The sequence below is a fragment of the Pseudarthrobacter sp. TRD_SC_9 genome (assembly GCF_055361265.1).
Window position 1 is genome coordinate 3,658,905 of sequence record NZ_CM143956.1, and the last position, 13,797, is coordinate 3,672,701.

General features: G+C 65.0%; 11 protein-coding genes. 1 reads left to right on the forward strand and 10 read right to left on the reverse strand.

Annotated elements, in window-relative coordinates; genetic code table 11:
- Positions 1 to 27: 27 nt before the first annotated feature.
- The 6 genes from ACWA13_RS17110 to ACWA13_RS17135 all read right to left on the reverse strand — a co-directional run bounded on the left by ACWA13_RS17110 (position 28) and on the right by ACWA13_RS17135 (position 6,230).
- The gene (locus tag ACWA13_RS17110; RefSeq protein ID WP_463935519.1) at positions 28 to 864 is read right to left on the reverse strand and encodes an SGNH/GDSL hydrolase family protein; all 837 of its coding nucleotides are present in this window, start codon (positions 862 to 864) and stop codon (positions 28 to 30) included.
- Positions 865 to 941: 77 nt separating this feature from the next.
- Positions 942 to 2,003 (reverse strand): siderophore-interacting protein, encoded by a 1,062-nt coding sequence (locus tag ACWA13_RS17115; protein ID WP_463935520.1) that lies wholly within the window; start codon positions 2,001 to 2,003, stop codon positions 942 to 944.
- Positions 2,000 to 2,890 carry an ABC transporter ATP-binding protein gene (locus ACWA13_RS17120; protein WP_463935521.1) on the reverse strand — a complete coding sequence of 297 codons (891 nt, stop codon included), beginning with the start codon at positions 2,888 to 2,890 and terminating at the stop codon, positions 2,000 to 2,002. The genes ACWA13_RS17115 and ACWA13_RS17120 overlap by 4 nt, the downstream gene beginning before the upstream one ends.
- Before the next feature lies 1 nt (position 2,891).
- Positions 2,892 to 3,914 (reverse strand): FecCD family ABC transporter permease, encoded by a 1,023-nt coding sequence (locus ACWA13_RS17125; protein WP_463937960.1) that lies wholly within the window; start codon positions 3,912 to 3,914, stop codon positions 2,892 to 2,894.
- A 140-nt stretch (positions 3,915 to 4,054) separates the two neighbouring features.
- Positions 4,055 to 5,044: a FecCD family ABC transporter permease gene (locus ACWA13_RS17130; RefSeq protein WP_463937962.1), complete on the reverse strand. Its 990-nt coding sequence runs from the start codon at positions 5,042 to 5,044 to the stop codon at positions 4,055 to 4,057.
- Between the two features lie 115 nt (positions 5,045 to 5,159).
- Positions 5,160 to 6,230: an ABC transporter substrate-binding protein gene (locus ACWA13_RS17135; protein ID WP_463935522.1), complete on the reverse strand. Its 1,071-nt coding sequence runs from the start codon at positions 6,228 to 6,230 to the stop codon at positions 5,160 to 5,162.
- A gap of 390 nt (positions 6,231 to 6,620) precedes the next feature.
- On the opposite strand from ACWA13_RS17135, the gene ACWA13_RS17140 reads away from it, so the two are divergent.
- Entirely contained in the window at positions 6,621 to 7,124 is a 504-nt protein-coding gene (locus tag ACWA13_RS17140) for an FBP domain-containing protein (RefSeq protein ID WP_463935523.1), read from the forward strand.
- A gap of 135 nt (positions 7,125 to 7,259) precedes the next feature.
- Here the strand turns inward: ACWA13_RS17140 and ACWA13_RS17145 are convergent, their stop codons facing one another.
- The 4 genes from ACWA13_RS17145 to ACWA13_RS17160 all read right to left on the reverse strand — a co-directional run bounded on the left by ACWA13_RS17145 (position 7,260) and on the right by ACWA13_RS17160 (position 13,780).
- Positions 7,260 to 7,784 carry a GNAT family N-acetyltransferase gene (locus ACWA13_RS17145; protein ID WP_463935524.1) on the reverse strand — a complete coding sequence of 175 codons (525 nt, stop codon included), beginning with the start codon at positions 7,782 to 7,784 and terminating at the stop codon, positions 7,260 to 7,262.
- 95 nt (positions 7,785 to 7,879) lie between these two features.
- On the reverse strand, positions 7,880 to 11,308 hold the full coding sequence (locus tag ACWA13_RS17150) for an ATP-binding protein (RefSeq protein WP_463935525.1): 3,429 nt from the start codon (positions 11,306 to 11,308) through the stop codon (positions 7,880 to 7,882).
- Entirely contained in the window at positions 11,305 to 12,318 is a 1,014-nt protein-coding gene (locus ACWA13_RS17155) for a DUF4194 domain-containing protein (RefSeq protein WP_463935526.1), read from the reverse strand. The genes ACWA13_RS17150 and ACWA13_RS17155 overlap by 4 nt, the downstream gene beginning before the upstream one ends.
- The gene (locus ACWA13_RS17160) at positions 12,311 to 13,780 is read right to left on the reverse strand and encodes a DUF3375 family protein (protein ID WP_463935527.1); all 1,470 of its coding nucleotides are present in this window, start codon (positions 13,778 to 13,780) and stop codon (positions 12,311 to 12,313) included. Before ACWA13_RS17160 ends, ACWA13_RS17155 begins: the two co-directional genes overlap by 8 nt.
- Positions 13,781 to 13,797 lie beyond the last annotated feature (17 nt).

Genomic DNA, 13,797 nt, shown 5'->3' on the forward strand with positions numbered 1-13,797 from the left:
CTTTCCTGGGCTGGTGACGCGGGATTCTCAGGGCCCGGCCACGAGCTCGTCGGCCAGCTTCTTCAGCCCGCCTTTTGCCGGTACCCTGACCGGCTCCGGCCAGCGCGGCCGCAGGGCATCGCCCAGCGTGATTCCCCGGATCTTCCGGCTAAAAAGCGGCAGCACCCAGTCTTTCATCCAACGACGCTGCCGGCGCTCCCATGCGCGGAGCGTCATCCTGTCCGGTGGCCCCCAGTCCTTTGGCGTTATTTTGTGCGGGACGCCCAAGTGATCCAGGACCTGGGCCGCCATGTATTTGTGGCCCGCTTTGGACATGTGGAGCCGGTCCGGAGCCCACATGCGCGGATCGTGGTAGGCCTCAAAGCACCAGAAGTCGACCAGCACCGCGTTGTACCTGTCTGCCAACTCGCGGACGCGCTGGTTGTAAATGGCGTTGCGCTTCTTGAGCGGCTCAAGGACGGCCGAGACCTTTACGTCAAACCCGGTGAACAGGACCAGGACCGCCCCTGTGGCACTGAGCTTCGCCACCAGATCCTCGTATTCCGCCAGGAGCGCGTTGATGTCCGTGCCGAAATCAAGGATGTCGTTACCGCCGGCGTAGAGCGTGATGAGGGCCGGCTCCATGGCCAGCGCGGGTTCCAGCTGTTCGGCCACCACGTGGCGCAGCCGCTTGCTGCGGATGGCAAGGTTGGCATACTCCCAGCCGGGGTTCGCCTTGGCCAGCTTCTCGGCAACCCTGTCAGCCCAGCCCCTGACTCCGTTGGGAAGCCGGCGCGAGTTGTCCCCCACACCTTCGGTAAAGGAATCTCCCAGGGCGACGTACACGCGCCGCCCGCCGGTAGGAAGCTCAGGAATGCCACGCACCCGCCCCACCTTAGCCACATATAAATGCGGGGCGGGAAAGGCCGGATGAACATCAGGCGACACGGCCCACGGGAGGGTCAGCCTTCAGATTTACCCTGGCGCCAGTAACCCATGAACGCGACCTGCTTGCGGTCGATGCCCACGTCGCGCACCAGGTAGCGGCGCATGTCCTTAATGACGGCTGCTTCGCCGGCAATCCAGGCATAAAACGGCATGGCGCCGGCCGGCATGTCCGGGTTCTTGGTTGCCGCGATCGCAGCGGTTTCCATGCGCGCCGGAGTCTCCCAGAGGATCTCCTCGTCCACGTTGACGTCCTCCGGCTCGGGGCCGGCTCCGCCGTCGTCGGACTTGATGCCCACCCAGCCCGGCACCGGCACGGCCTTACGGACGGCTTCCTGCAGGAGCTCGCCGTGCGGTCGCGAGCGGCCGATCGAGGCGCCGCGGGCCAGCCACGTGATCTTGACGTCGGCGGCGGACTCGAGCTCCAGGAAATCGCCGGCCTCGGGTACTTCAAGGAAGGCATGGCCGGTCATATAGGAGGGCAGGCTTTGGAGGATGGCGGAGATGGCCGGGATGGCTGTCTCGTCGCCGGCCAGCAGGACCCGCTGGGCCATGCCCGGACGCCACTCGATACCTGAGTAGATTTCCGCGGTGAAGCAGTGCGCGGCCCGGTTGTTGGGTCCGATGAGGGTGATGGCGTCACCGGGCTTGGCGGCCTGGGCCCAATTGGCTGCGGGGCCGCCGTTACCGTTTTCATCGAAGTGCATCACGAAGTCGACGTCGATTTCCGGGTAGACGCTGTCCAGCCGGGACTCACGGACGGTATAGGTGCGCATCGAGCCGCGGAGGGTGGGGTCCATGGCGAGCCATTCCTGGTACCAGCCTGCTTCTTCCATATTGAAAGCAGGCAGCGGAATTTGCGTTCCGTCCTCAGCCAGCGAGGGAATCATCAGCTTGATGCGCAGGTCGAGGGTGCCGCCGCGAACGCCGAAGTCACGCAACGAATAGCCGCCCAGGGTGACGCGGCGGAAGGTGGGGCTCAGCTGCTGCACGGAGGAGACGGTGACGTCGAACGCGAGCGTCATCGGTTCAGTTTTCGTACCGGCTGTGGTGGTTTTGGTGGCGTTTGCGCTGGTCATGAGGCCATCTCCAATGTTGCGGTCAGTGCTTTTGGGTGGGCGGCCGCCGTTGCAGCCGGTTCAGTTGGAGCGCCGGGTCCATCCGTCACATCCTGAACCGGCGAGTGGTGCCGGCCAATGGGAACGATCAGGGGCGTGCCGGAAATCGGGTCCGAAACCACCCTGGACTCCAGCCCGAAGACGTCCCGGACCAGTGCCTCGGTGATCACGTCAGTGGAACTGCCTTCGGCCACGATCGCACCGCCCTTCATGGCGATGACGTGGTCCGCATAGCGTGCAGCCAGGTTGAGATCATGCAGCACAATCGCGACTGTGGTGCCGCGGCGGCGGTTCAGGTCCGTGACCAGGTCCAGGACCTCCACCTGGTGGGCCAGGTCCAGGTAGGTGGTGGGCTCGTCGAGCAGCAGCACCTCGGTTTCCTGCGCCAAGGCCATGGCGATCCACACCCGCTGGCGCTGGCCGCCGGACAGTTCATCCACATTACGGTCTGCCAACTGCAAAGTGTCCGTGACTTCCATGGCGTGCTGCACGGCGCGTTCGTCCTCGGCGCTGGAGCTCCGGAATAAGCCCTGGTGCGGGTAACGGCCACGGCCCACCAGGTCCTGCACGGTGATGCCATCCGGCGCCGTAGGGTGCTGCGGCAGCAGGCCCAGGATGCGGGCCAGTTCCTTGACCGGACGGCTGTGGATGTCCTTGCCATCCAGCGTGACGCTGCCGCCAGCGGGCTTCAGCAGGCGGGACAGTCCGCGCAGCAGTGTGGACTTGCCGCAGGCGTTTGCCCCGACGATCATGGTCACCTTGCCCTCCGGGATGGTGGCGGTGAGACTATCCACGATGCAGCGCTGGTCATATTGCAGCGTCAGGTCTTTCGCGTTCAGTAACGCCATCTCAGGCATCCTTTCGGTTGGCCGTGACCAGGAGCCACAGCAGGAACGGGGCACCGAGCGCGCCGGTGATAACGCCCACCGGGAGCACGGTGCCGTCCAGGAGCAGAGGGGCAATGTTGACGGCAAAGAAATCGGCCGCCAGGACAATCAGGGCACCGACGAAGGCCGACGCCGGGAGGCTGGCTTTCATGGTGAAGCGACGGGCAATGGGACCGGCAAGGAAGGCGACGAAAGCAACGGGGCCGGCTGCCGCCGTCGCCACCGCCGCAAGTGAAACCGCCACGATGACAACGGCCAGCCTGGTAAACGCGACCCGGATTCCGAGGCCGGACGCGGTATCGTCACCGAGCTCAAGGATGCGCAGCGCCACAGCCAGCACCACCACAAGTGGGACCAGGATGATAAGCGCGACTGCCAGAAAGCCTGCCCGGTCCCAGCTGGCCGAGTTCAGAGATCCGTTGATCCAGACGAGGGCCTCGGCAGCGGTCCGGATGTCTGTCCGCGTCATCAGGAAGCTGACCACAGCCTGCAGCGCCGCAGCGATGCCGATCCCCGCGAGGATCAGCCGGTTTCCGGCAGCGTTGCCGCCCTTGCCGCCGCCGGAACCCAGCGACCCACTGCGGCTGATGAAGTAAATGAAGCCCGCCACGGCGAGCGCCCCGGCGAGTGCCGCCCAGGACACGCTCGCACCGCCGGCGCCGAAGATCACGATGGCGAAGACGGCAGAGGCGCTGGCCCCGGAGGTAATGCCGATGACGTCGGGGCTGGCCAGCGGATTGCGCAGCATGGTCTGGAACAGGGCACCGGCCAGGCCGAATGCCACGCCGATCATGGTGCCAACTACCGCGCGTGGCAGTTTGCTTTCCATCACGATGAAGCTGGCGCCGGGGATCTTGGGCCCGTCGGTCAGGTCCGCGATCACAATTTTGAAGAAGTCCGGGATGGTCACGGTATAGCTGCCCAGCAGGACGCTGGCGAAGAACAGCACCACGACGCCGACGGCCAGGATGGCGGTCCGGTTCAAGGCGGGACGGAGGTTCCCTCCGCGGCTCTTTTTCCCGCTCGGCTGTTCACGGGATGGCACTTCGCGGGAGTGTTTGACGGCGGGAATGCCGTGAGGTGCTGCATCGGCGGCGGTTGAGGTGGCGGCCGTGCTGGAAGTTGTCACAGTCCGGCTCCCTTCCCGCGGCGGATCAGCCAGACAAAAACGGGAGCGCCCACAAGTGCGGTCATGATGCCGACGGGGACTTCGCTGGGCAGCAGCACCACGCGTCCGATCACGTCTGCGCCGAGCAGCAGGACCGGGGCCAGAATGGCGGAGAACGGCAGGATCCAGCGGTAGTCCGGGCCTGTCAGCATGCGGACGGCGTGCGGAATCACCAGACCTACGAAGCCGATCGGGCCGGCCAGCGCGGTAGCGGAGCCACAGAGCAGCACGATGCCGAGGGCGCTGACGCCGCGGGCAAGGCCGACACGCTGGCCCAGGCCGCGGGCCACGTCGTCGCCAAGGGCCAGGCTGTTCAGGATGCGGCCGGAGAACAGCACAATCACCATGCCGACAGCCAGGAACGGCAAGCCCGACAGCACTACGGACCAGTCGCGGCCGGCCACACCGCCTACCTGCCAGAACCGGAAGCGGTCGTAGGTGTCTTGGCTGGACACCAGGATAACGTTCATCAACGAGAAAAGGCCGGCGTTGAGGGCAGCGCCCGCCAAGGCAAGCTTGACCGGCGTCACGCCTTCCCTGCCCAGGGAAGCAACCAGGTACACCACGACGGCGGCAATCCCGGCGCCTACAAAGGCGAACCAGATGTACCCGGACAGTGCCGTAACGCCGAAAAGGTAGATGCCGCTGACAACGGCCAGCGCCGCGCCGGCGTTGACGCCCATGATGCCGGGATCGGCCAGCGGGTTGCGGGCAACACCCTGCATCGCCGCTCCGGCCAGGCCCAGGGCACAGCCCACCAGGAGTCCCATAACGGTCCGCGGGATGCGGGCCTGGACCACGGCGTGATCTCCATTGGCGGGGTCGAACGCGGTGATGGCCTGCCAGACGGTTTCCAGCGGGATCGCCCGTGCGCCCACGGCAAGCGAGAGCGCGGTGATCAACGCAAGTACGACGACGGCGCCCAGCAGCCAGGCGGACCGGCCCATGGGTGAGCGCCTGCTGGATCGGGTGGCGAGGTCTTGCCGCTTGGCCGAAGTCAAAGCGGCATTGTCCCGCCCCTCGATGAGTGCCGTCGTCGTACTTTGCGTCATGGTGAGGTTCTTACTTCACCTTGTCCGCGGCTGCACCGAGCTGCGGGAGGAACTGGTCCAGGGACCACGGCAGGCTCAGCGGCGAGGAAGCGGAAACGGCCAGGACCAGGCTCTTGTCCGTATCGGCCACAAAAGCACCGTTCTTGATGGCCGGGATCTGGCTCATCAAGGGATCGTTCTTGATGAGGTCCGCTTCGGCAGCATCCTCGACTGAAGTCAGGAAGACGTCGGAATCGAGTTCGTTGGCCTTTTCAGCAGCCCACGGCACAAAGAATTCCTTGGAGCCGGCAGATGCCTGCTCTGCCACCGGGGCGAGCTTCATACCGATGGAGGTAAGGAACTTGGGCCGGTTGTCATTCGCCGTGTAGACGCCCATGGATGTCAGATCCGTCGGAGTGGCGTAACCGTAGATGAAGGTCTTGCCCACAATCTGCGGGTACTTGGCTGCCTCGGCCTTGATGGTGGCCTCGGTGTCCTTGATCAGCGTGGACGCTTCGGCATCCTTGCCCAGTGCCTTGCCGATAATGGTGGTGGCGTCTTCCCAGGAAGTTCCGTAGGCGAGTTCCGGGTGGGCAACCACGGGGGCAATCTCGCTGAGCTTCTTGTAATCCTCTTCGGTCAGGCCGGAATAGGCGGCCAGGATGACGTCCGGCGTGAGCTTGGCGATCTCGGTGAAGTTGATGCCGTCAGCCTCGGAGTACTGCGCCGGGGCCTTGTCCGTACCGAATCCGGCGTCCAGCTTTTCAAGGGCCGCGTCCTTCCACGGCGTGGAGCCCTGCTCGTTGCCGCCCCATTCAACTTTGGGCACACCCACAGGGACAACGCCCAGTGCAATGGACACGTCGTCGTTGACCCAGGAGACGGTGGCTACGCGGGTGGGCTGCTTTTCAATGACAGTCTCACCAAAGGCGTGCTCGATCGTGACGGGGAACTGCGTGCTGCCGGCGGCCGTGCTGTTGGAATCTGAAGACGCTGCGGGGCCGGTGGAGCAACCACTGAGGGAAAGGGCGACGGCGGCCAGAACGGCAGTTGCGGAACCTGCGGTCTTGAGCAGGGCACGGCGGGGAAATTGGGAAGCCACGTGAATCCTTTGAAGTAAGTGATGCGAACCCAAGTAAGGCTAGCCTAGCCTCGGTCGAATTAAGAAACGTTCGCGTAACGTATTCCAAACGGCCGCGCCGGTTGACTCTTCTGGACAGTCCGGCCACAACTTTGGGAGTATAACGACAGCGGACTACCGCTTCCAGGAGAAACGACGAGGGGATGAGCATGCGCACTGTTTCGGTTGCCGCTGCCATGGTTAGCGGGGTGGCCGTTATGGCCTGCTTTGCACTCCCCCCTACGTCGGAATTTGCCTAAGCGGAACCTTTCCTTTCCCGCTTGCCTTTCAGCCGGGTGATCCGACGTACCCCTGCCATTCCGCGTCCCCTCGTGCGCGCGGACGTCGACCACTTTTGAAAGAAGCTCCGCCATGCAGAAAATCAGCCAGCAACAAATCCGGTCCTCTTTTGTGAACGCCAGCCGATCCGAGGCCGCAAAACTCACCCTTCCGCCCAATTTCGACACCCTCAACTGGGATGACTTGGACTTCCTCGGCTGGCGTGACGAAAAGATGCCCCAGCGCGGGTACCTGGTGGTTCCGCACCAGGGCAAGCTGACCGGGATTATGCTGCGCGCACCCGAGGGTGGCTCGGGAAAGAAGCGCGTGGTGCTCTGCGAACTGTGCCGGGACGTGTTCTCCAAGGACGATGTCTACCTATGGGTAGCCAAGCGGGCCGGGCAGTCTGGCCGCGACGGCAACACCGTGGGGACGCTGATCTGTGCCGATTTCGGCTGCAGCGCCAACGTCCGCAAGGAACCGCCCGCCAATGAGATCAACCCGGACCCGGCCGCCGTCGTGGTCCGGCAGATTGCCGCCCTCGAGTCGCGGACGGCTAAGTTCCTGGACCGCGTGCGCGACGGCGTCTCCCGGTAGACGACACCACGGGAACACTTGCGGCCGGCCTTTTGGTTTTGGTCCGGCCGCAGGTGCCCCTCTGACCCTTCCCGCTTTCAGGAGCGCCAGCGGATAGGTTCATCCCTTGCACTACAGATGGGAGTCAGGGAACCTTTAGCGGACTGCGTGCTCGTAGCAATCATGGCCGTCGACGGTCCCGGCGCTCGGCGTCGTCAGGGTGAAGCCGGCCCGAACGGCCACTGCGGCGGATGACACGTTTCCCGGTTCGACTCGTATCTGAGCCGAACGCACCGACGTGTCGCGGCGCAAGAACGCTAAAGCAAGGCTCACTGCGCGGGTGCCGAACCCGCGGCCGCGCCAGCCAGGGTATAGCCCATAGGCCAAATTGGCCTGCTCGGAGCGGTAGGCGTCCTGCCTCAGCTGGACGTCTATTGTTCCTACGAGGGTATCCTCGGCCGCGAGCCGAATGGCGAAGGTGAAGACGGGCCCGTGGTTCTCCCACATCTGCTGAACCTGCTCGACATACCGCCGAACGGACTCGATCGTGCCACGGCCGCCGTTCAGCCAACGCACCAATTCGCTATCCTCGCCGGCAAAGTGGTCCGCCGCATCTTCAACCCTCAGCGGGCGTAGCACAATGACCCCGTCGCTGAATACGACCTCGCCAGTTTCCGACATGACCCCGATTCTAGATGCAAGTTGCTAAGCATCCCGTTTGGGGACCCCTTACGGCACCAGGTGGGGACAGCGGCTGTGGCAATCCTCACCGCCCCCTACCTCAGGACTATGTCCACCGGGTTGGCTTCGGAGCGCCAGGCAGAGCCAACGTTCGACGGCGGCGTGATCACCGGGGCGGTCAGTACGCCTGAGCGGTTGGTGCGCTTGTCTCGAAGGATTTCGGTGACGGAACCCAGGTGCCGCGACAGGTCGATGACGTTTTCCGGGGCGGCCAGCAGCAACTGGAACCCGAATTCGTGCAGCGCCTTGATCCCGGCACCGGCGAATTCCTCCGAGGCCAGCACAAACGCCTCGTCCATCATGACCGTGCCGTAGGTGGTGAAACCCTGGTCCGCGATACCCAGCTGGTAGCTCAGAGCCGCGGCCATGATGAAGGCCGTGAACCGCTGACGCTCGCCGCCGGACATGGAGCCGGTGTCCGCATGCATAAACACATCTGTGCGATTCTTACCGGCAACCTCCCGGTGCTCCTTGCACTGGATAAACACGTGGCCGCGGACGTCCAGCACTTCTGCCCGCCAGCGCCGGTCCTCCGGCGCCTGCGAGCTGAGCCTCTTCACCAGCGACTCGAGGGACTTGTACCGGAGGGTGAGCGCAGCGTCCTCGTCAGTCATTTCTGCCTTGCCGGGACGGGCATGCCGGGCCTTGAGTGCATTCTGAATGGCGTCCTTGAACTGCTTGGCAGTGGCAGGCATAGTCTGCTTGATATCCAGCTCAAGGTAGCTGCCCTCGTGGAAGTTCACCTGGGACAGGATCCCGTTCAGGGGCAGGATGCGGCTGGTGATGGACCGGCGCTCCTCATCCAGCAGATGCAGCAGCGTGCTGAACGATTCGTGCGTGCGCTGGTTGAAGAAACGCCGGAACTCGGCCTCCTGCGCTGGCAAACCGTCGCTGATGATGGCGTGGTAACGCGATTCGAACTCGCCGGCAGCGCCAATCGACGTGCCGTGGTCCGCTGAGATGGCTGATCCCCATTCGCGCACAAACGCCTCGAAGATCCTGGTGAGCCGCTCCGCCGTGCCCTGCCCGCGGGTTTCCGCGGCATGCAGTTCACCCAGCAGCGTGGTGCGCACCCGGTTGGCCAGGTTATCCAGCTCGTGCATCTCCGTGACATCTCCGAAACCGGCGAAGTACGGTTCCAGCGCGGCAACGGTGGAGTCCGACGGCGGCGCTTGCTCCAGGCGGCCACGCGCGGCTTCCAGCAGGGCATCGGTCGCCGTGAGTTGCTGGTCGAGCGCCTTGTACTCGCTCTGCAGGACAGCCGCCGCGCCTGTGGAGGACTGGTGCTTTTCGCGCGCGGTGTCGATGCGGGCACGCAGCGGCTCGAGGTCCGCCTGGGAGGCCAATGCGTCCCTTAGCCGCTGCTCGATCCTGGCCAGTTCCTCTGCTGCCACGTCCGCGGAAACCTGTTCCCAGGGCCGGTGGTCCTCGGCCACCCGGCGCAGCGCCTCGAGCTGGCGGGTCATGCCCTGGTGGGACTCTTCGCGGCTCTGCGCCAATTCGGCAGCTTTACCCAGTTCCCGGACCAGCTCGTCCACTTGCGCCGCTACCAGCTCCTGCTTGGCGGCGTTGTCGAAGCCCAACACGTAGTCCTGGCGGCCGGTGAAACGGTCGTCCTTTTCCACGGTGTGGCGGTTGCGCTTGACTACCCCGCCCAGGCTCAGGCCCTTGTCCAGACCCGCCAGCTCGTCCGGATCCTCAACGCACGGATAGGCGAAATCCAGGGCGATCCTTTCCCGGATCCATTCCCCGGCGTCAGCAGCCGCACCCGAGGCGAGGATGTCCAGTTTGGTGAGGAGGTCGCCGTCGTTCACGTCCTCCACAGCCAGCGCACCGCCGGCCAGGGGCTTGGAGATATCCACGGCGCGGAGAGCCCCACGCACCCTGTGATCGTTCAGGTAACGGGTCACCGCGGCGAAATGCTCTCCCGGAACCAGCAGCGTGGTGGCCAGGTTCCGGAGCGCGCGCTCTGCCGCAGGCCGCCATCGCTCCTGCCCGTCTGCCAGGTCCATCAACTCGCCGGCAAACGGCATCTGCTCTTCCGGGATGCCCGTTGCTGCAGCGATGGCGGACCGGTTTTCAATGCTCGACGGCGGCAGCAGCGAGGTGCGCGTCTTCAAGGACACAAGCTCCTGCTCAGCCGCGGCAAGTTCGCGCTTTTTGGTGGCATGCGCGTCGAAGGCCTCGAAGCGGAGCTCCTTGAGGGCCTCGGAATCGTCCCTCAGCTCCGCCGACCTCGCGGCTGCCTGCTCGTGGGCCTGCTCCCAGCCGGACGCTGTCCATTCAAGTTCCAGGCCGGCGTCGGCGAGCGCCTTCCGGGCCGCTTCCTCTACCTGTTGGCGCAGGCGCAACCCCACCCGGGCGTTCTCCAGGGACTGCTCAATGGCGGAAATCGCGTTGCCGCCCTGGTTGTTGTAGTCCGTTTCCAGCTGGCGCAGTTCCTTGGCAAGGGCGTCCCGAACGGTGCGCTCGGCACCGAGTTCCTTGGCCTTCGCCTGCGCCATCTCATGGAACCTGGCCAGGGTTTTCTGGTGGACCTCGACGGCGAGCTGCTGCCGGTAGGACTCGAATTCCTCACCGGCGAGCGCCCGGAGCCGGTTCGCGTCCAGCAACGCCTGGGCATACTCCTTATTCAGCTCAGGCACCGGGGCCAGCTGGTCGCGCTGTTGGCGGACATCCTCCAGCCGTTGCCGGATGGACATCAGGTTGCTGAACTCCTCCACCACATCATCCGCGGCAACAAGGGTGGCCGGTGCGTCCAGCACCTGGTCCCGGAAGAACGTGTTTACGCTGCCGCCCAGGCCCTTGCCTGCCTGGATGACGCGCAGCAGCGGCAGGGCCTGGTCCGAGCTGATCCCCAGCAGCCGGCGGAACCGCTCCGCAAACGCCTTGTGCACATCGAAGACCTGGGCGTCCGGGAACACCGTTTCCAGCGCCGCTCTGGTGAAACGCTTGTCCGCAATGCCCTCAATGGCCTGCAGGTCCAAGGGCTTGTTGTCGATCAGGTAGTACCGGCCCACGCTGGACTCCGTACCGTTTTTGGGCACATCAAAGAGGGCAGACACCGTCACGCGGGTGCCCGCAGCGTTGTCAAAAGTCAGGCCGACGGCGGACCAAGTGGCGCCGGGCCTCTGGAAGGCACTCGCCGAGCCCTCCCCCACAGCCTTGTCGCCAACTTTGCCGCGCATGTACGTGAACGTGGTCCTCTTGTCCTCCACAGCCCCGCCGGCACGCTGCGCCGCTGCCTCGTTGGAGCGCGGACGGGCATCAAACACGCGAAGCATCGCGTCAAACAACGTGGACTTGCCGACGCCGGAGTTACCCGTCAGCAGCGTGCCGTTCCGGTCCACATGCATGGTGTGGGCCCCATGGAACGTCCCCCAGTTGACCACCTGCACCAACGCAAGCCGCATCTGCCCCGGGTTGGTCAGCTCCCCCATGGGAAGCATCGTCGCGATGCTCATTTCGCTTCCTCCGCTCCGGGGGCATCGCTGCGGGACGAGTGAGACGACGCCGATGCCGCCCCGGGAGTGGCATCAAGGGGAATGGACGAGGGCCCCGGTGCGAGCTTGCGAGTATCGGGAAGTCCAGACCCGCTACCGGAGCCGGACGGCTCGCTGCTTGCAGCAGAGCCGTCCGGCTCTGGGGCGGGGGCGGCGTCGTCTTCGTCCGCACCATGTTCGTCCAGTTCCAGCATCGGCTCTGTCCCGGATTCGTCCGCGGCTACCTTGACCAGGGCTTCGATGTGGGCGGGGATGTCGCCGATGTTCTCGAAAGGCAGGGCCAGCGGGAGGGCGTTGGAGATGGTGAAGACGTCGTCCAGGGGCGTGGGGAGGAGGAGCTGGCGGGCCAGGAGCTTGGTGATCGCACGGGTGACTACATCCGCGTCGCGGAGGGCATCCTGTTGGCCCGTGGGCTGGTAGTGGGCCACGAGGTCCGTGATTTCTTCATGGGTGATAGTGGGGTCCGTCTGCGCGGTGACGTGGCGGTCAAGGAGAAGGCGGAGCCGGAGCAGCACAATCGTTTCGACGCGGCTGAGCGCGCGTTGCTGGCGGAGGATGCTGGACCGGCTGCCGGCCCCGATGGACTCCGGGTCAACGGGGCGCAGGACAGCGATCTTGCGTTCGTGGTCCAGTTGGAGGGTGAGGAACATCTCGGACAGGCGGCTGCGGAGGATGAGCTGGTTGTCCAGGATGGTGGTCCACAGTTTTTCGTCGCGGCCGCCGTCGACGTACGGGCCTTTCAGCAGCCGCACCAGTGCCTGGCGGATCTTCATGGACAGGACCCCGGTGTCTCCCGGGTACAGGGCGGCGCCGTCCACAAAAGTGTCCCGCGGCGTGACGCCCCCGGTGATTGAGCCGGACGAAGTCCTGGTCTCATGGGTCTCGCTCCCCAGCCACTCCCCAAGCTCGACCACCGGAGAGTCCTGGGGCTCGACCACCGGATGTGGCGCCGTCGTAATTTCTTCAGTCATGGGAGTCTTCCTTGAGCGTGACCACCGGCAGGTAGGCCTTTCGGGTGGAGCCGTCTATCTGCGCGAAGTCGATGGCGGACCATGCGCCGCGGTCGAAGCCAGCGCCGTCGTGCAGGGCGTGCGACAGGAGCGCACGGATGGTGTTGATGTGGCGCTCTTCGGTAGGGAGGCTGTCCCACGCCTCCGCCAAGGTGCCGGCGCCTGCAAGAGCCTCCCTGACGACGTCGGGCTTGGCTTTTGCGGTCCTCGCCGAGCGCACCCGGTCCGAATCGCTGAACGCGATGGGATCGGCCAGGCGGGGCGGCACGGCGAACTCGTCAGGGTCGAAGAGCTTGACCATGGCGAGGGATTCGAAGCCCGCGTTGAACAACAGCGGGCCGGGAACCAGGCCACGACGGTCGCGTTCGTAGGGCAGCGAGCGGATGGCCTGCTCCGCCTCGCCCAGCACCTTGCGGAGCCGGACGGACTGCCGGAAATCGTCGCTTTGGACGTAGGTGTTCAGGCTCTCGCTGAGCTTGCCGTAGATGCGCTGGATCTGGCTGTGCTGCTGGCGGAGTTCGGCCACCAGGTTCTTAAGGGTCTCGCGTTCGTCGACGGTAAGCTCGTCAGCGAACTGCCGGCTGAGGACCTCGCCGATCGCCGAACGAAAGCGGAGCTGCTGCTGCGGATCCTCCAGGAAAGCCGTGAAGGACCGGAACGTACGTCCCTCAGGGCTTTGCCGCAGCCGCTTGTCCGCCTCCAGCACCTGTGCCATGGTGGCACCCTTGCTGAGCGAGTCCTCGATGATCTGGTTGCGGAGCTCGCCCACCAGCTCCTCGATCCGGTCACGCATCTTCTTGTAGTCGGCGGGAAGGCTGGCGGCCAGGTCCAGCACATTACCCGCGGCCTCAACGGCTTGGTCGTCATCCAACAGGCCATCGAACTCGCCGGAGCTGATGTCCTCGATGAGCTGCTGGCGCTGTTCGATTTCCTCTTCCAGAGACTCCAGCCGGGCGCTCTGGTCCGGGTTGGTCTCGTTGGCAAGTTTTTCCACGTCGCCCAGCAGCGTCCCCAGCCGCGAACCGTTGAGCGTTGACCGTTCGCTGGACAGGCTGTCCAGGAAGGCCAGAACGCGGGCTGCGGGTTCGGTAACTTCATAGACGATGCGGCCGGACTGGTTGCGGCGGGTGAGGAACTGCCGCCGGGTCCACTCGTCAGCGTACTTTTTGCCCGACAGCGTGTCGCTTGCCGAGATCCCCACAGTTGGGTCCTCGCGCCGGAACTGCTCCAGGAAGGAGTCGACGTCGGCATGGAACTCCTCGAGCGGAAGCTGCGGCCGGGTGCGCGTAAAGGACGCCTGCAGCACCGCGATCACCCACGGCGCCGATCGCGTTAGTGCCCAGGCCGGCCCCTTGGTGAGCGATTCCAAGTCTCGCAGCCGGGCGCTGATGGCATCGGCCGAAGACCTGGCGGAGCGGGGCACGCACTCTCCTCTATGGA